This is a genomic window from Martinezella sp. CNPSo 3795, from assembly GCF_057784475.1.
Genome location: NZ_JBXSOQ010000004.1, coordinates 99529 through 116255, shown reverse-complemented (window position 1 = coordinate 116255; position 16727 = coordinate 99529). Strand labels below are relative to the sequence as shown.

Here is a 16727-nt window from a genome sequence, read left to right as displayed (position 1 = left end):
CCGCACGCTCTTCAATTCCCCCGCGCATCCTGATCCTTGAGCCACAGCCCAAACTCCTTGACCACGGCCACCACCTTCTCCAACCGCCGCCCATCCTCCGTCAGCGAATATTCCACCTTCACTGGAACCGTCGGATAGACCGTCCGCCGGATCAGACCCGCCTCCTCCAGCGCGCAGATCAAGCGTCAGCATCCTCTGCGAAATGCCAGGCATCAGCCGCCTCAGCTCGTTGAAACGCTGGGGTCCATCGACCAGATAAGACACAATCAGCAGCCGCCAGCGGCCGCCCAGCAAATGCATCGCTTCCTCGACGGAGCAGCCAGTTACGGTCTTTTTCATCGCACCTACCTCATGTGCATGGCGGTATAATTTTTGTACGAGACAGTCCCGGTCTCGCAGCGGCATCATTCGGTGTCGCGATTTGTGGCAAGAAACGATCCTTCTGCCGCAAAGGCTTCTGCACCTCGCGCTACTCGATCTCAGTTGCGTCCGCCATTTGCCCTGATGATCTGGCCGTTGACCCAGCCGCTCCGCGGGCCGGCCAGAAACGATACGATCTGGGCGATGTCGTCAGGAATCCCGAGGCGCCCGAGCGGAATGTCGTTTATCAGCCGCTGGATCAGCGCCTCGGACCGCCCCTTGAACAGCAATTCGGTAGCGATCGGCCCTGGCGCGACCGCATTGACGGTGACGCCGCGCGGGCCGAGTTCCTTAGCAAGAATATGCGTCATCGCCTCCACCGCCGCTTTGGTCGCCGCATAGACGCCATTGCCGGGGGAATAGTGACCGATGATGCTCGTGGAAAGATTGATGATGCGGCCACCATCGCGCACCCGCTTCGCCCCTTCTCGCATCCCGTTGAAAGTGCCTGTCAGATTGACGGCGATTTGCTGCTGAAAATCCTCATCCGAGACCTCAGCCAGCGGCGAAAATTTGCTGATACCTGCATTGTTGACGAGCACATCGACCCTGCCGAACTCTGCTTCGGTGCGATCGAACAATGCCGTTATTGCCGCAGCGTCGCTAACATCGGCACGGATTGCAATCGCGCGGCCGCCTGCCGCCGTGATGCCGGCAACAACATCGGAGGCCTCTCCGGAACTCGATGCGTAATTGACGACGGTCTGAAAGCCGTCTTCGGCAAGCTGCCTCGCAATGGCTGCCCCAATCCCTTTGGATGCGCCGGTTACGATCGCCGTTCTAATTTCGTTGGACATGCGTCAATCTCCTTGTCGTTCGCACACGCGCTCTCGAGCATGCCTGGGAACTCAATCCCGGCATGTCGCTTAAACGCTTGTTTCGTTGGGTTGCGAACTGTAATATGAGCGATAATTCGCTTTTTGCTACTCGCATTCCAGGAACATGTCCGAAGGCCCTCTCCATAGCCGTGCCGCGCCGAGAAAAGCGCCAAGACAAGCCCGCTCGCTCGCAACAGTCGAGGCGATCGTGGAGGCTGCAGCTCGCATTTTGGAGGAGCACGGCCATGAGGCCTTCTCCACCAATGCCGTTGCGGAAAAGGCCGGCGTCAGTGTCGGCTCGCTCTATCAATATTTTCCGCGCAAGGATGCGTTGATCGGAGCCTTGATCCTGCGCGAGACTTCGCGTCTCGTCGCAGAGGCGGAAATTGCCGCCGACAAGCCCACGGGCAGCGAGGCCTTGTCGGCGCTCATCCTCCCTTGCGTCGAGCAGCAACTTCGCCGGCCGGCGCTAGCCCGCTTGCTCGATTTCGAGGAAGCGCGCCTTCCGCTTGATGCCGCCACCGAAGCGGTCAAAAGGCGCTTCTTCGAGCTCACGCGCGCAACCCTGCTGCGGCCAGATTTGCCGCCGCAGGCCGATATCGATGTGGCGAGTCGCGACGTGGTCGCCATCATCAAGGGAATAGTCGATGCCGCCGGGGAGCATGGCGACCAGGATAGATACCAGCTGGCTCTGCGCGTGAAACGCGCCGTTCTTGGCTATTTGCACAGCCTCGACTGACGTCGGCAGACATTCCGCCCTTGCAAGTGATTGCATTGCAGCATTGCAAAATCCGCATGCCTAGCAAGCTACCAATAGCGGACCAATCGATTATATCGATTGAAGCGGCTTCGGGATTCTGCGTTTCCCGCGGTATCTCGGTAAGCCGCCGCCAGTTTCTTCTTTCGGCCCGTTCGGGCTTTCGTCCGGCTCGAATCTCGAAGCCTGGCAACAACAAAAACCGAGGATAAAAAAGTGGCTGGCTCAGCAACAAGCTCTGCGCCCACCAGCGCGCGTGCATCCGCACACCAAGGCCAGGGCAATTACCAATTCGCGCTTATCGCACTCACCTCACTCTTTTTCATGTGGGGCTTCATTACTTGCTTGAACGATATTCTGGTCCCGCACCTGAAAAGCGTCTTTCAGCTCAATTACACGCAGGCAATGCTCATCCAGCTTTGCTTTTTCGGCGCATACTCCATCATATCGCTGCCTGCCGGCACACTCGTGAAGCGCATCACCTATAAATGGGGCATCGTCGTCGGCCTTGCGATCGCGGCTGTCGGCTGCGCCCTGTTCATTCCTGCCGCCACGTATCGCGTCTACGCCCTTTTCTTGGGCGCACTTTTCGTGCTCGCCACCGGCATCACGATCCTGCAGGTTGCCGCAAACCCCTATGTCACCGTATTGGGACCTCCGGATACGGCCGCCAGCCGCCTGAACCTGACGCAGGCCTTCAACTCGCTCGGCACGACGATTGCCCCCTACTTCGGCGCGATGTTGATCCTGTCTGCCGCGACTGTTGCAGCCACCAACGCGACACCGGAACAGCTCGACGCCATGCGGCTTGCGGAAGCCGGCGCGGTCAAATTCCCCTATCTGCTCCTTGCCGCCGCTTTCCTAGTGCTCGCGGCCGTCTTTGCGGCGCTGAAACTCCCGCAAGTCGAGGATGAGGAGACTATCGAGCCGATGCGCGGCGGCGGCTCTGCCTGGCAATACCGCCATCTCGTGCTCGGCGCTCTCGGCATCTTTGTTTATGTCGGAGCCGAAGTCAGCGTCGGCAGCTTCCTGGTGAATTTCCTCAGCCAGCCCGATATCGCGCATCTTTCCGAAGCGGACGCCGCCCATTACGTCTCCTATTTCTGGGGCGGCGCGATGGTCGGACGCTTCGTCGGCTCGGCAATCATGCGCCACATCGATGACGGCAAGGCGCTTGCCTTCAATGCTGTCGCCGCGATCATCCTCCTGCTGGTGACGGTGCTGACGACAGGCCATGTCGCCATGTGGGCCGTGCTGGCGATCGGCCTCTTCAACTCGATCATGTTCCCGACGATCTTCAGCCTCGCGCTGCACGGTCTCGGCAAATATACGAGCCAGGGCTCGGGCATTCTGTGCCTTGCCATTGTCGGCGGCGCGATCCTGCCTGTTATCCAGGGCGGCCTTGCCGATACGATCGGCATCCACCTGGCCTTCCTGATGCCGATTATCTGCTACATCTACATTGCCTTCTATGGGCTCAAGGGCCACAAGCCGGCATAAGCCTTCACAAACCATCGCGCCTCGCCGCCTTCATCGGCGGGGCGCAAAGGGCTTGATCCGAAGCGCGCCACTTGGCATCGTGCAGCGCAACAAAACGGAAGGACAGGTCTCATGAAAGCGCTGCTGCTCATCGACATCCAGAACGGCTTCTGCCCTGGCGGTAACCTTCCAGTTCCAGAGGGAGACCAGGTGGTGCCCGTCGCCAACCAGCTCATTGATAGCGGCAAATACGATCTCATCGTCGCGTCACAGGATTGGCACCCGCCTGGTCACGGCAGCTTCGCCTCCTCCCATCCCGGCAAGAAACCCTTTGAAATCGGCATGCTTTCGGGCAAGCCGCAAATGATGTGGCCCGACCACTGCGTTCAGAACAGCAAAGATGCCGAGTTCCGTCCCGATCTCCATATGGCCGCCGTCGATTTCATCCAGCAAAAAGGCCAGAATCCCGCCGTCGACAGCTACTCCGCCTTCCGCGACAACGATCAGGCTGCCCTCACCGGACTGGCCGCCTATCTACGCAACAAAGGCGTCACCGAACTCGACCTTTGCGGGCTGGCAACCGATTATTGCGTCAAGTTCTCGGCGCTCGATGCCGTTGAAATGCTGCCCGGCGTCACAGTCCGCTTCATCGAAGACGCCAGCCGAGGCATCGATCCCGCCGGCGTAAAATCGGCAATCGACGAGATGCGAGCCCGCGGCGTCACCATTGCCAGCAGCAAGGACGCGCTTGCGTAAAATCGCGCGAAGCAAGCTAAACCTTCTCTAAATAAAATGGTGCAAGCTATTCCCTGTCAGTAAGATATCGGGATCTTTAGCGTGCAGTCGATTGTCATCAACGGGCGTTTTCTCGGCCAGCCTCTGTCCGGTGTACAGCGCTTTGCGCGCGAATTGACCCTGGCGCTCGATCGCAAGATCTCCTCAGGCGCACTGCCTGCCTCCCTGAAAGGGGTGCGCTGGCGTTTGGCGGTGCCGCGCAATACGCCTGTCGATATGAGGCTTTCGGCGATAGAAATCGATAGTTTCGGTTCCGGCCCCGGCCATCTCTGGGAGCAAACAGCGCTGCTTTCACACTCGCGCGGCAGTCGGCTCATCGGCTTTGGCGGCAGCGGCCCACTTCTGCATCGCCGCCAGGCCGTCGTCATCCATGACGTGACGATCTTCCGCCATCCGCAGTCCTTCAAGCGCAGCTACCGCCTGCTGCATGGCGCCCTTGGAACCGTGCTGACGCGCACCGCTAAGATCGGTACCGTCTCCGAATTCTCGCGGCAGGAGCTCGCCTCGGTATTCCGGGTGCCATCGACTGGTATCGATGTCGTCTACAATGCCGTCGATCATTATGCCGCCATCGAGCCGGATGAGGCCGTCATGCAGCGGCTTGGTCTGAAAACCAACGGCTTCTTCCTACTCGTCGGCACGATGAAGCCGAACAAGAACCTCGATTTCGCCATTCGCGCTTTCGAGGCGCTCAAGGATATCAATCAGAAGCTCGTGGTCGTCGGCGGCTCCGCACCGACCGTGTTCAAATCGGACAACCAGCAATCGAGCGACAGCATGCTCTTCCCCGGCAGGCTCGCCGATGCAGAAATCGCCGCCCTGGAGCGCCATGCCACAGCTTTCGTTTTCCCGAGCCTTTACGAAGGTTTCGGTATCCCGCCGCTGGAGGCGATGACCCAGGGCTGCCCGGTGCTCGCGGCCGATATTCCTGCCGTGCGTGAGGCGTCGGGCGATGCCGCGCTCTACTTCGATCCCTTCCGACAGGACGAACTTGTCTCCGCCATGCGGCGGATCGCGACGGACGAGACATTGCGCCAGGATCTGCGTCGACGCGGCCATGAGAACGTTACGCGCTTCTCCTGGGATGGCAGCGCAGATCGCGTCCTGTCCATTTTGGAAGATCTCTAAGAGATTTCAGGACCGGGACTGCGGCCGGAACATGGTGACAAAATAGCTGTAGAGGCCGAGCAGGCAGAAGAGCGCACCCCCGACAACGCCGATAGCCACAGATGTCCAGAGCGAATAGCCAAAACCGGCAGTTGCCAGCACCGGCAGGGCCAGCCCGATGCCCGACAGAACGACGGGCGGCCAGACGAAATCGAAGGCAAGAGACATCATCACCTTGACGCCGATCGTCATGGCACAAAGCGCGCCAATCATGCCGCCGGCCATGAGGGCAGCATCGCCGAAGGAACCGAGATAGCCTCCGATGAGCGTGCCCGCATTCAGCAGCGCGCAATCCAGCGCCGCGAGCAGGAAGATCGTCAATAGCCGATGCTGCAGATGCGCCGGGGTGGGCATCATGTTGGCCGTCAGCGCGCGGCATGTCGCAAGGCCGATGACAAAGGGGGCGACGGCAAGAAACTCCTTGCGCAAACCGGCGGCAATGACCAATTGCCCGACCGGCTGCAGCAGCGCGAAAATGCCGGCGGCGGTTATCAGCGTCAAACCGGTCAGCAGCGAGTAATATTCCCCAAGCTGCTTGGCAAAGGCAGGGGTTCGCCCATCGCGATCATAGGTCGTGACGACATCGGGATATTGAATGGCCTGCAGCGCAGAGACGATCAGGACGAAGGGTCTCTGCAGCAGATCAAGCGCCAGAAGTGCGCCGGCAGCGCCACCCGCTCCCAGCGAGGCCGTGAGGATCGATTTCAATCCCAACGGCGTCAACATGCCGATAATGGAGGCGCTCGCGGCAACGCTGCCATAGACGAAATGCTTACGTACCAGCGCCTTCTCGAACGAAGCCGCCTCGTGAAGACTGTTGCGGCTCAGAAAAGCGGCAAGGAGCCCATAGGCAAGATAGCCGGCCATCAGACCGATGACGGTGCATGTGAAAGTCGGAGCAACGGCGGTGCCCGCAAGCGTACCGATTGCCAGAATCGTCGCGCGCGACCCCTGCAGCCGCGAAAAGACGCGAAATTCCTGACGGAAGCGCAGCATGGTGAGATGCAGGTCGCTCCCGCCCTGGAAGATCGCAACCAGGCCGCCAAGCACGGCAATCTCTGCCGAGACCGAAAAGAGGATCGAGACGGAAGCGGCGATCAGGCAGATTGCCGAGCATGCCGCGAATTCTACCGTCAGCGCCTTGCGCTCCAGTGCCTCGCTCCCTGGCCCCTGCCCCGGATAGAAGCGACTGCAGGCAAAGCGAACCCACTCGAAGCAGAGGATCGCCGCAAACTGGCTGATCGAGATGAACAGCGAATAGGCCGCATAGTCCGCCGGAGCCAGCAGATGTGCCACCACGATCAGCAGCCCGAAAGCCACTGCAGCCTGATAGAAATATGCAGCCAACGCCACGATCTTTGCCATGGTGGCAGCTAACAGGAAAAGATTGAGGAAAGCGCTAACCCCGGAAGGCAATTGCAGCATTCGGCAGCGCGATCGCGCTTGATGCGCCACGTTGCCAGCCGGCGGCCTTCCAGCGATGAAAACTTCCACGGTCGCACCACCGAGCAGTATCCACTATTACCTGCTCGCTTCTCCCCTCATCCAGTCGATCACCGTCTCAAGCGCTGCGGATTTGCGATAGCGCGGCCAGACGAGATAGAAGTCGGATGGACCGCTTAGCGACCCCTGGATAACCTGCGTCAGACGGCCTTCCACCATATCTCGCGCCACGAAATCGCGGTTGGCGAGGACGATTCCCTGCCCCGCAATGGCCGCTTCGATCGCATGCGATGTCTGGTTGAAGCTGATCCCTTTATAGGAGGCGTGGACTGCCCGCCCGAAATGCTTGTCGATAAATTCTGGCCAGGAATTATGGGCGTCATGGAGAAGCGCGTAGTCGGCGAGTTCTTCCGCCGTCTTCGGTGACTTTCGGTGATGCAGCAGCGTCGGGCTGCAAACGGCGATGATCTCTTGCTCGAAAAGCAGTTCGGTCGCCAACCCCGGCCCGAAAGGCGGTCGCCCATATCGAACGGCAAGATCCACTCCATCCGCTTGAAAGCCCGACATACGGTCCGTGGCGAGGATATGAAGATCGAGATCGGGATGACGAGCCGTAAAATCCGGCAGGCGTGGGATCAGCCATTTCGATGCGAATGTCGGCGTGGTGCTGATGGTTAGCCTTACGGGTTGCGGCTCGAGGTCGCTGGTCGCTTGAGCGATGATTTCGAAAGCGCGCCTGATATCGGCGATATAGCCCCGCCCCTCGCCCGTTAGCACCAAAGACCGCGGCATCCGCTCGAACAGCTTTACGCCCAGCTCGGCTTCCAGCCCTCTCACCTGTTGAGCCACCGCTCCTTGCGTAACCCCCAGCTCCTCGGCCGCCAGCTTGAAGCTGTGATGGCGTGCAGCCACTTCGAATGCCTTTAGGCCATTCAGAGAGGGAAGTTTACCGGGCGAACCATTCATGCGATAGTTTTTCTACTGGCAAACGGGAATTTATCTGCTTCGCTCTCGCGCGAGGGTAATGATATTTCATCGGTAGTTTCGAAGCAATCGGTTCCAGTGGAACGAGATGAAGGAGGAAGGACCCATGTCGATAGAAAAAGTGGCTGTGATCACTGCCGGCGGCAGCGGCATGGGCGCTGCAAGCGCTAGGCGCCTTGCGGCCGATGGCTTCCATGTCGCCATCCTCTCCTCCTCCGGAAAGGGTGAGGCGCTGGCTCAGGAGCTTGGCGGTATCGGCGTTACCGGCTCCAACCAATCTAACGACGATCTCAAGCGCCTGGTCGATGCGACGATGGAAAAATGGGCGCGCATCGATGTGCTCGTCAACAGCGCCGGCCACGGCCCGCGCGCCCCGCTCCTCGAGATTACCGACGAGCAATGGCACACCGGCCTCGATGTCTATCTCATGAACGTCATCCGTCCGACACGCCTCATCGCCCCCATCATGCAGAAGCAGAAATCCGGCGCGATCATCAACATCTCCACGGCATGGGCATTCGAGCCGTCGCCAATGTTCCCGACCTCGGGGGTATTCCGGGCTGGCCTTGCCTCCTATACGAAGATTTTTGCCGACACCTACGCCGCCGACAATGTGCGGATGAATAACGTCCTGCCCGGCTGGATCGACAGCCTGCCGGCAACCGAAGAACGCCGCGACAGCGTGCCGATGCGACGCTATGGCACCAGCGCAGAGATCGCCGCCACCGTCGCCTTCCTGGCCTCGGATGGTGCTGGTTACATCACCGGCCAAAACCTCAAGGTCGACGGCGGCCTGATGCGCTCCGTCTAGCCTACCCAAGACAGCATTATCTCGCCTTCGCTCTCTCAGGCACTGCTTGGGAGAGCGATTTTGTTTGGAGCGCGATAGCGGAGATTAAATCGCCTTGGTTGGCCGGGCGCGGGCGAATTGCCTTTCTGCACTGCACACGTTAGAAGTCCCGGCAATTTTTAGGGATGGAAACGGGCAATGCGGAAACGAATTGCTTGGGGAGGAGTGCCACGATGGAGATCGTTCACACGATAGCCGCTCTACGCGAACGGCTTGGCGAACACCGCAAAGCCGGCAGGCGCATCGGCCTGGTGCCTACCATGGGCTACCTGCATGCCGGCCACATGGAACTCGTCTCCCGCGCTAAGGCCGAGAACGACGTCGTCGTCACCTCCATTTTCGTCAATCCGCTGCAGTTCGGCGCCAATGAGGATCTGGCGAAATATCCGCGCGATCTCGAACGCGACAGCGCCATGTTGCGCGATGCCGGTGTCGACTATCTCTTCGCACCTGGCGTCACGGATATGTATCCGCGTCCAATGCAAACGGTGGTCGATGTGCCGAAACTTGGCGCGGAGCTGGAAGGCGCGGTTCGCCCGGGCCATTTCGCCGGGGTTGCCACCGTCGTCACCAAGCTCTTCAACATCGTCCAGCCCGACAGCGCCTATTTCGGCGAGAAGGACTATCAGCAGGTGACGATCATCCGCCGCATGGTCGAGGATCTGGCCCAGCCCGTCCGGGTCGTACCGGTGCCGACCGTTCGCGATGCGGATGGCCTGGCCCTCTCCTCGCGCAATGTCTACCTGTCGAAGGAAGAGCGTGCCGCCGCGGTTATCGTTCCCAAGGCATTGGCGGAAGCCGAGCGACTATATGATCTCGGGGTGAATGACCCCGCCGCACTCGAAGAGGCGCTGCGCGCTTTCATCGAAAAGGAGCCGCTCGCGACCGTGGAAGTCGCCGCCGTTCGCCATCCTGAAACGCTGGAACCATTGAGCAAACTGCAGGGGCAGCCAATCCTCATTGCCTTGTTCGTCCGCATCGGTACCACTCGTCTGCTAGACAACCGGGTCATCGGCCGCAAGCCATCAAACAACGAAAAGGCCGCCTGAGATGAGCACTGTCGGACATGCCAAGCGCATAACGCCCGCCGCCATCGAGGCGATGAAGGGCACGCGCCCGATCGTCAGCCTGACGGCCTATACGACACCGATCGCCCGTCTGCTCGATCCGCATTGCGACCTGCTTCTCGTGGGCGATTCCCTCGGCATGGTACTCTACGGCATGGAAACGACCGTCGGCGTCACGCTGGAGATGATGATCGCCCACGGCAAGGCTGTCATGCGTGGCGCCAATCATGCCTGCGTTACCGTCGACCTGCCTTTCGGCTCCTATCAGGAATCGAAGGAGCAGGCATTCCGCAGTGCCGCGCGCATCCTGAAGAAAACCGGCTGCGATGGCGTGAAGCTGGAGGGTGGCGAGGAAATGGCTGAAACCGTGGCCTTCCTGACCTCTCGCGGTATTCCGGTCTTCGGCCATGTCGGCCTGATGCCGCAGCAGGTGAATACGACCGGCGGTTATCGCTCGCTTGGACGCTCGGACAAGGAAGCAGACAAGATCCGGCGTGACGCCAAGGCGATCTCGGAGGCCGGCGCCTTCGCAATGGTGATCGAAGGCACGATCGAGCCGCTCGCCCGCGAGATTACCGCCGCCGTTGCCATTCCCACCATCGGCATAGGTGCATCTGCCGCCTGCGATGGCCAGATCCTCGTTTCCGACGACATGCTCGGCCTGTTCAACGATTTCAAGCCGCGCTTCGTCAAGCATTTCGCAGAGCTGGCGCCCATGATCTCGAAAGCGGCTGAAGCATATGCCGAGGAAGTGAAGGCCCGCACTTTCCCGGCTATTGAGCATACGTTTCAGCCAAAAAAGTGAACCGCCCTCAGCTCTTGGCCGACTCCTTCTCCAAAAGATAGATCGCTTCGCCGAAATCCTCCATTTTGCTCATCAATGCCGCATGGGCATCCCGCAAGCCCTGATTGTAGTAGTAAGGCCCGATCTCTGCGGTGAAGAAATCGAGCAGGAATTCGGCTGGCAACGAGCCGAGCGTCTGATCCAGCTCGTCGGCGAAATAGCGCTGAAGGCGGGCGACCATGGCTGCCTTCTCCTCCTTCGCAAAAGTGATCTTCTTCATCTTTCCATCTCCCATTTTTGCGAGCGGCTCCAAGTGCTGGATCAAGGAAATCAATTGATCCATCAAGGAAATTCAATTGCTGGCTCTAAAGGCACGGCTTACACCTCCGGCCATTGAACAGCGCGGCAGCAAATGCGCAAGGGTGCAACCATCGTTGCTTCCATGCGGAATGCCCGCCCTCGACACGACATCTTGGCGAGAGCGCCGGATTTCCCACAAAGGACAAAGCGGACCATGAGTCGCGCGGAATTTCTTGAAGGCTTGAAGGGCGGCATTCCCGTCGGCCTCGCTGCTGCACCCTTTGGCGCCCTTTTCGGCGCGCTGGCGCGCGATGAGGGCATGTCGCTCGGCGAACTAACTCTGATGAGCAGCACCGTCTATGCCGGCGCCAGCCAAATGGTGGGCATCGACCTCTTCGGCCACAATGTTCAGGCTTGGCTCATCGTGCTGTCGATCCTGGCGGTGAACTTCCGCCATGTGCTCTATTCGGCGGCGATCGCTCGCTACATCAGGCACTTTTCCGCAGTGGAGAAATTCTTCACCTTCTTCCTGCTGGTCGACCCGCAATTCGCCGAGACGATCAAGCGCCATGAAAGCGGCAAGCCCGTAACCTTCGCCTGGTACATTGGTTTTGCGGCGGTGATCTATATCCCTTGGGTGGTTGTGAGCCTGATCGGCGGTCTTCTCGGCAGTTTCATCGGCGATCCCAAGGCCATCGGCCTCGATATTCTGCTGCCGGTCTATTTCCTCGGCATTGTCATGGGCTTCCGCACGCGCGACAACTTCCTGCCTGTCGTGGCCGTCAGTGCCGTGGCATCAGCCATCGCCCATCGCTATGTCGGCTCGCCCTGGCATGTCAGCATCGGCGCATTGGCAGGCGTCACGCTTGCGGCCTTGCTGCCGCCGGTCAAAGCGAATCGCAAACCCGATCTCGCGCACGAAAGTCACGAGGTCTGACCATGTTCGATTTCAATTCGCATATGGTTCTGCTGATTGCGGCCGCAGCCGTGGTGACCTTCCTGACGCGCATCGGCGGCTATATCCTGATCGTCAAGATGACCCGCATTCCGCCACGCGTCGAAGCCGCGCTCAATGCCGTGCCCGCCGCCGTACTCACGACCCTCGTCGCACCCGCTTTTTTCGTCGGTGGCTGGGACACGAAGGTGGCAATGTTTGCCGCCCTTCTTGTCGGCCTGCGCTATCCATCGACCTATATGCTGGTCGCCGGATGGATCGTTGTCATGGCATGGCGCCATTCCATAGGCGCTTGAGACGGACCCCATCCCTTTCGAGATCGGATGAGGTCCATATTTCTCAATGGCTGAGCGCGAGCGTGGCATTTTCCAGCCACGCCCGTACGTCATGATCATGGATCAGCGGCATCAGCGCTTCGCGCGTCCGGGCGTGATACTCGTTCAGCCAATGCAGCTCCTCGTGTGTCAGCAGTTCCACCAGCACCAGACTGCGATCGATGGGGCAGAAGGTCAAAGTCTCGAAGCCCAACATCGGCATGTCACCACCCTCGATCTCCTCCGGCTCACGAATATAGATCAGGTTTTCGATGCGAATGCCGAAGTGACCAGGACGATAATAGCCGGGTTCATTGGACAGGATCATGCCGGGAAGCAACTCCTGCACGGCGAGGCGCGCAATGCGCTGCGGGCCTTCATGGACGGAGAGATAGGAACCGACGCCGTGGCCCGTGCCATGCGCGAAATCGACGCCTGCCTTCCAGAGCGCGATCCGCGCCAGCGGATCGAGATCGCAGCCGCGCGTACCCTTCGGGAAACGCGCCGTGCTGATGGCGATCATTCCCTTCAGGACCAGCGTGAAGAGACGTTTCTGCTCTTCGGAAACGGCACCGATGCCAACGGTGCGGGTGATGTCGGTGGTGCCGTTGATATATTGCGCGCCTGAATCGATGAGGAACAGCTCTCCAGCCTGGATCAGCCGGTCACTCGCCGTGGTCACGCGGTAATGCATGATGGCCGCGTGCTCGCCGGCACCGGAGATCGTATCGAAGGAGATGTCCTTGAGCGGGTTCTGCATGCTTTCGCCGACGCGGGTACGGCAGGCTTCCAGCCTTTCTGCCGCGGCGATTTCGGTTACCGTTCCCGGCTTGCTCGTCTCCAGCCAATAAAGGAATTCGACCATCGCAGCCCCATCCTGCAGGTGCGCCGCGGCCGATCCGTTGATTTCGGCGGCATTCTTGCAGGCACGTGGCAGCTTGGCGGGATCACTGCCCTCGACGACCTCTCCACCTTCACGACGAATGATATCGGTCAAGGCATAGGAAGCGAGATCCGGGTCCACCAGTATGCGCCCGCCATTCGCAGCCGCAGCGGCCAGGCGCTTGGTAAGTTCGGAAGGCGGCAGCTGCTTGCAGATCTGCGTGAGATAGGCTTCGGCCTCGACCTTGGTCTTGCGCTTGTCGAGGAAGAGCGCCGCTTCTCCTTCGGCATAGATGATGGCGCGAGCCAGAGGATGCGGCGTATGCGGCACGTCGCTGCCGCGGATATTGAAGATCCATGCGACGGAAGACGGGTCGGTAATCAGCGCCGCCTTGAGATTCTTTTCCTTCAGGCCGCTTGCAATCGTTGCAAGCTTGTCCTTGGCGAGGATGCCGGCCTGAGCGATGTCCTGAATGATCACATTGCCCAGCGGCTCGGCCGGCCGGTCCGTCCAGAGCCTGTCGAGCGGATTATGGGGCAGGAAGACGAGCTTGCCGTCGATCTCAGCCAGCGCCTTTTCCAGCCGGCGCACTTCCGCACCCGTATGCAGCCATGGATCGATACCGAGCCGGAAGCCCTTCTTCGCATGACGCGGCAGCCAGACATGCGGCGGCTCATTCACCAGATCGCCACCGGTGAAAACGCTGCGGTCCACCTGTTCGGCAAGCTGCGTCACATACCGGCCATCCACAAAGACCACGGCCTGGGAGTGTGTGATAAGCGCAACACCCGCCGATCCTGTGAAGCCCGTAAGCCATGCGAGACGCTCTGAGCATTTAGGCACATACTCGCCTTGATACTCGTCGGCCCGCGGCACCAGGAAGCCGTCAATGCCGAGATCGCCAAAGGCAGCGCGCAAACCGGCGACACGCTCGCGACCGAATTGCGGGGTGGAAGTGACGTCGAAAGACTGAAACATGAGCTGATCCGAGACTGGTGGAGATTCCGTGAAACTGAATATTGCCAGTATGTTAGAGCATCACAATCGGAAGTGCGACGTGATTTTCGATCCCTGGGACGATATGCGTGATTACAGGCACATCTCACCACATAAGAGCAGTCTATCCCAACTGCGGCCGTTAACGAATCCGCCCATTTCGTGAGCATGCCAGTTCGAATATGACAACTTCACGGCACGAAACATGCATATCATGCATAGCTCCCATGAAGCTTCCCCCCTGCCACGTCGGCGGGCGAGTCGCTATATCCGCCGCATCAAACGGGTTCACGAAGAACCAGCTCAAAACCAAGGACTTATGACAATGCCTATCTCTCGCTCCGCATATGTTAGCCCGGCGCTGGCTGGCGAGCGTCGCACCGTACGCCACTCCGTCGGCTCGCTTCGTCAGCTCGAAGTCGAAACCGCAAAGGCAATCGGCGCCAGCCGCGGCGGTCGCCGTTAAGAAGTTTACGATCTACGCGTTCGAAGTCGATCGCAATCCGGTTCTCCTCCTCCCTCTCGGATTGTGATCAGAACGCTTAGAGCCCGCTTGAGCACTCCTCCTCCACACGCTCGCGGGCAAGATCGGTGAAAACCGATCTGAAGGCGGTGCCTCGGCACCGCCTTTTTTATTTGCGATTGTTGATGCGGGAAGTGACCGGCTTAGGGCCGGTCGAGATGGATGGTGACCCAGCCGTTGCGCCAGATCGTGCGCACATGGCGCAGGTGGGCGCCGTTATAGGCGGCGAGAACCTTCCACCGCTGCTCGGCAAGGATACCCGACAGGATGACCGAACCGCCCGGTGTCAGATGCGCCACGAGCTGCGGCGCCATCTTGATGAGCGGGCGCGCCAGAATATTGGCGATGATCAGGTCGAACGGCCCATGGCGGGAAAAGGCCGTGGAATGGAATCCCGGCGCCGTCTCCAGCGTGACACCCGAGGCGATGCCGTTGCTGCGGACATTTTCCTTCGCGACGCGGACGGCGATCGGGTCGATATCAGTTGCCAGAACCGGAATGTTGCGCAGCTTGCGCACGGCGATCGCCAGCACCCCGCTGCCCGTACCGAGATCGAGCGCATTGCGCACGCGGCGGCTCGCAACAACCTTTCCGATCGTCTCCAGGCAGCCCGCAGTCGTCCCATGGTGACCGGTGCCGAAGGCCTGCCCGGCTTCGATTTCGATGGCGATGTCACTAGGCCCGACCTTGTCGCGATCATGCGAACCGTGCACGAGGAAACGGCCTGCACGCACCGGCTTCAATCCTTCCAGCGACTTGGCGATCCAATCGATATCGGGAAGCACTTCCTTTTGAATGACGAGATCAGCAAAGGCAGGCTTCAGGAGCGCTTCGAAACGTCCGCGGACCCCATCCTCATCTGCGGCATAGAGATAGATCGACGCTTCCCAGACATCGTTCTTTTCATCGATCTCCGTCGTTGCGATCGGCAATTCTTCGTCTTCGAACACCGGCGTCATCAGGTCCAGAACCTGACCGGCCTTCTTCTCGGTCGTCGTCACATAAAGGCGGATTTCACTCAACTCGTCGCTCTTTCTCGTTCTTATTCAGCCCAGTCGATCCAGGGCGGTTTCGGCGTGTCATAGCCGGCCACACCCCAAAGCAATTGCCGGCGGACCGGGCCAAAGCGCAGCAATAGCGGCGCAAGGAAATTACGCGCCGCAACTGCCAGCGGGCTTTGCATCGTCACCAATCGCGTCAAGCCATAGGTCTGTTTCAAAACCTGCTTCACGGCGGGAACTCTCAAGGCCGAATACTCCTGTTCGCGGCCTTCCGCAATGAGCCAGGCAAGCCAGCAGGCATCTTCGATGCCGAGATTCATACCGCGAGCGCCGGCCGGCGAATGGATATGCGCGGCGTCGCCGGCAAGAAAGACATTGCCCTTGGCCATCGGCTCGACATGCCGAAAGTGGATGCGAAACTGCGAGGCCCATGTCTTTTCGGCAATGGCGGCCGGATGAGCGATGCGGCTTTCGAAATCCTCCAGCGTCGAGATATAGCGAATGATGTCGGTCGTAACAGGCAGGCGCCCGACCATGCCAGGATCGAAGAGCGATATCTCGGCAAAATGCGTGTCGACCGGCTCCGCATAGCGAAAATCGGCAAGATAGAAATAAGCCTCCAGCGCCTCGCCCGGGAAGCCGGCACCTAATGCCTTGCGCACTGCCGAATGGGCGCCGTCGGCGCCGATCAATATGTCAGGCCGCACCGTTTCCGACGTGCCATCTGCACTCCGCAGCGTGAGCTCCGGCTTTTGAGGGTCCGATATGACCTCCGCAATCACTGTCGTCTGCCATTCAGGCGCGATGCCGTAGGCCGAAAGCGCCTCCATCAGCTCACGCTCCGTACTTCCCTGCGGCAAGGCACAAACAGCGCTGAAGCGACCTTTCACCTCTCGTGTATCTAGCCGGATCAGAATCTTCCTATTCGAGCGGACCCGAAACTGCTCGATCGGCTGCGCGGCGGCGATGATGCGCTCCGCAACACCGGAAGGAGATAGCAGCGTCAGCGTGCGGGCGTTGACGCCGAGCGCCCGGCTTTCCTGCAGCGGCGTCGGACCTATGCCGTCATCGACGATACGCGGCGAGAAGCCGCGACGGGCGAGCTCAAGGGCGGCGGCAAGGCCGACCGGCCCAGCTCCTGCGATCAGGATGGATCTGGATTTTCCCTGTCCACCAGTCCCCTCGCCCATG

17 protein-coding genes and 1 pseudogene are annotated in these 16727 nt (G+C 60.0%); 10 read left to right on the top strand and 8 right to left on the bottom strand.

Features of this window, described 5'->3' with window-relative positions; all coding sequences use genetic code 11:
• Positions 1-11 precede the first annotated feature (11 nt).
• Positions 12-300 (bottom strand): annotated as a pseudogene (locus tag AC13QY_RS13930) (winged helix-turn-helix transcriptional regulator).
• 179 nt (positions 301-479) lie between these two features.
• Complete coding sequence (locus AC13QY_RS13925; protein WP_113351988.1) at positions 480-1217, bottom strand: SDR family oxidoreductase; 738 nt, start codon at positions 1215-1217, stop codon at positions 480-482.
• Between the two features lie 229 nt (positions 1218-1446).
• Here AC13QY_RS13925 and AC13QY_RS13920 point away from each other — a divergent pair, with 229 nt between their 5' ends.
• The 4 genes from AC13QY_RS13920 to AC13QY_RS13905 all read left to right on the top strand — a co-directional run bounded on the left by AC13QY_RS13920 (position 1447) and on the right by AC13QY_RS13905 (position 5397).
• Positions 1447-1977: a TetR/AcrR family transcriptional regulator gene (locus tag AC13QY_RS13920; protein ID WP_233788703.1), complete on the top strand. Its 531-nt coding sequence runs from the start codon at positions 1447-1449 to the stop codon at positions 1975-1977.
• 234 nt (positions 1978-2211) lie between these two features.
• Positions 2212-3495: a sugar MFS transporter gene (locus AC13QY_RS13915; RefSeq protein WP_113332935.1), complete on the top strand. Its 1284-nt coding sequence runs from the start codon at positions 2212-2214 to the stop codon at positions 3493-3495.
• A 111-nt stretch (positions 3496-3606) separates the two neighbouring features.
• Entirely contained in the window at positions 3607-4230 is a 624-nt protein-coding gene (gene pncA, locus AC13QY_RS13910) for a bifunctional nicotinamidase/pyrazinamidase (protein ID WP_145632628.1), read from the top strand.
• Between the two features lie 81 nt (positions 4231-4311).
• Positions 4312-5397: a glycosyltransferase family 4 protein gene (locus tag AC13QY_RS13905; protein ID WP_145632625.1), complete on the top strand. Its 1086-nt coding sequence runs from the start codon at positions 4312-4314 to the stop codon at positions 5395-5397.
• A 6-nt stretch (positions 5398-5403) separates the two neighbouring features.
• On the opposite strand, the gene AC13QY_RS13900 is transcribed toward AC13QY_RS13905, so the two are convergent.
• Together AC13QY_RS13900 and gcvA are read right to left on the bottom strand one after the other, a co-directional pair.
• Positions 5404-6801, bottom strand: coding sequence for a hypothetical protein (locus tag AC13QY_RS13900; protein ID WP_145632622.1), 1398 nt, complete (start codon positions 6799-6801; stop codon positions 5404-5406).
• 156 nt (positions 6802-6957) lie between these two features.
• Entirely contained in the window at positions 6958-7845 is an 888-nt protein-coding gene (gcvA, locus tag AC13QY_RS13895) for a transcriptional regulator GcvA (protein ID WP_145632619.1), read from the bottom strand.
• Positions 7846-7969: 124 nt separating this feature from the next.
• Here gcvA and AC13QY_RS13890 point away from each other — a divergent pair, with 124 nt between their 5' ends.
• The 3 genes from AC13QY_RS13890 (at position 7970) to panB (ending at position 10585) form a co-directional block, all read left to right on the top strand.
• Positions 7970-8674, top strand: a complete 705-nt coding sequence (locus tag AC13QY_RS13890; RefSeq protein ID WP_113351983.1) for an SDR family oxidoreductase — start codon at positions 7970-7972, stop codon at positions 8672-8674.
• A 212-nt stretch (positions 8675-8886) separates the two neighbouring features.
• The gene (gene panC / locus AC13QY_RS13885; protein WP_113351982.1) at positions 8887-9762 is read left to right on the top strand and encodes a pantoate--beta-alanine ligase; all 876 of its coding nucleotides are present in this window, start codon (positions 8887-8889) and stop codon (positions 9760-9762) included.
• 1 nt (position 9763) lies between these two features.
• Positions 9764-10585: a 3-methyl-2-oxobutanoate hydroxymethyltransferase gene (panB, locus tag AC13QY_RS13880; protein ID WP_152096107.1), complete on the top strand. Its 822-nt coding sequence runs from the start codon at positions 9764-9766 to the stop codon at positions 10583-10585.
• 7 nt (positions 10586-10592) lie between these two features.
• Here the strand turns inward: panB and AC13QY_RS13875 are convergent, their stop codons facing one another.
• Positions 10593-10844, bottom strand: a complete 252-nt coding sequence (locus tag AC13QY_RS13875) for a DUF2164 domain-containing protein (RefSeq protein WP_113352053.1) — start codon at positions 10842-10844, stop codon at positions 10593-10595.
• A gap of 234 nt (positions 10845-11078) precedes the next feature.
• Between AC13QY_RS13875 and AC13QY_RS13870 the strand changes: the two genes are divergently transcribed.
• Positions 11079-11801, top strand: coding sequence for an AzlC family ABC transporter permease (locus AC13QY_RS13870; protein WP_113351980.1), 723 nt, complete (start codon positions 11079-11081; stop codon positions 11799-11801).
• 2 nt (positions 11802-11803) lie between these two features.
• Positions 11804-12115, top strand: a complete 312-nt coding sequence (locus tag AC13QY_RS13865; protein WP_113351979.1) for an AzlD family protein — start codon at positions 11804-11806, stop codon at positions 12113-12115.
• A gap of 43 nt (positions 12116-12158) precedes the next feature.
• Here the strand turns inward: AC13QY_RS13865 and AC13QY_RS13860 are convergent, their stop codons facing one another.
• Positions 12159-13994: an aminopeptidase P family protein gene (locus tag AC13QY_RS13860; protein ID WP_113351978.1), complete on the bottom strand. Its 1836-nt coding sequence runs from the start codon at positions 13992-13994 to the stop codon at positions 12159-12161.
• 343 nt (positions 13995-14337) lie between these two features.
• Here AC13QY_RS13860 and AC13QY_RS13855 point away from each other — a divergent pair, with 343 nt between their 5' ends.
• Complete coding sequence (locus AC13QY_RS13855) at positions 14338-14478, top strand: hypothetical protein (RefSeq protein ID WP_162711788.1); 141 nt, start codon at positions 14338-14340, stop codon at positions 14476-14478.
• Between the two features lie 200 nt (positions 14479-14678).
• Here AC13QY_RS13855 and AC13QY_RS13850 read toward each other — a convergent pair whose 3' ends face one another.
• Together AC13QY_RS13850 and AC13QY_RS13845 are read right to left on the bottom strand one after the other, a co-directional pair.
• Positions 14679-15557, bottom strand: coding sequence for a 50S ribosomal protein L11 methyltransferase (locus tag AC13QY_RS13850; RefSeq protein WP_113351977.1), 879 nt, complete (start codon positions 15555-15557; stop codon positions 14679-14681).
• Positions 15558-15577: 20 nt separating this feature from the next.
• A complete protein-coding gene (locus AC13QY_RS13845) occupies positions 15578-16726 on the bottom strand; it encodes an FAD-dependent oxidoreductase (RefSeq protein ID WP_113351976.1) in 1149 nt (382 codons plus the stop codon).
• Position 16727: the final 1 nt, after the last annotated feature.

Bases quoted from the DNA above. Each gene is read 5' to 3' on its own strand.
- AC13QY_RS13925 (WP_113351988.1), bottom strand. From the start codon at position 1,217: ATGTCCAACGAAATTAGAACGGCGATCGTAACCGGCGCATCCAAAGGG.
- pncA (WP_145632628.1), top strand. From the start codon at position 3,607: ATGAAAGCGCTGCTGCTCATCGACATCCAGAACGGCTTCTGCCCTGGC.
- AC13QY_RS13900 (WP_145632622.1), bottom strand. From the start codon at position 6,801: ATGGCAAAGATCGTGGCGTTGGCTGCATATTTCTATCAGGCTGCAGTG.
- gcvA (WP_145632619.1), bottom strand. From the start codon at position 7,845: ATGAATGGTTCGCCCGGTAAACTTCCCTCTCTGAATGGCCTAAAGGCA.
- AC13QY_RS13890 (WP_113351983.1), top strand. From the start codon at position 7,970: ATGTCGATAGAAAAAGTGGCTGTGATCACTGCCGGCGGCAGCGGCATG.
- panC (WP_113351982.1), top strand. From the start codon at position 8,887: ATGGAGATCGTTCACACGATAGCCGCTCTACGCGAACGGCTTGGCGAA.
- panB (WP_152096107.1), top strand. From the start codon at position 9,764: ATGAGCACTGTCGGACATGCCAAGCGCATAACGCCCGCCGCCATCGAG.
- AC13QY_RS13875 (WP_113352053.1), bottom strand. From the start codon at position 10,844: ATGAAGAAGATCACTTTTGCGAAGGAGGAGAAGGCAGCCATGGTCGCC.
- AC13QY_RS13870 (WP_113351980.1), top strand. From the start codon at position 11,079: ATGAGTCGCGCGGAATTTCTTGAAGGCTTGAAGGGCGGCATTCCCGTC.
- AC13QY_RS13865 (WP_113351979.1), top strand. From the start codon at position 11,804: ATGTTCGATTTCAATTCGCATATGGTTCTGCTGATTGCGGCCGCAGCC.
- AC13QY_RS13860 (WP_113351978.1), bottom strand. From the start codon at position 13,994: ATGTTTCAGTCTTTCGACGTCACTTCCACCCCGCAATTCGGTCGCGAG.
- AC13QY_RS13855 (WP_162711788.1), top strand. From the start codon at position 14,338: ATGCCTATCTCTCGCTCCGCATATGTTAGCCCGGCGCTGGCTGGCGAG.
- AC13QY_RS13845 (WP_113351976.1), bottom strand. From the start codon at position 16,726: ATGGGCGAGGGGACTGGTGGACAGGGAAAATCCAGATCCATCCTGATC.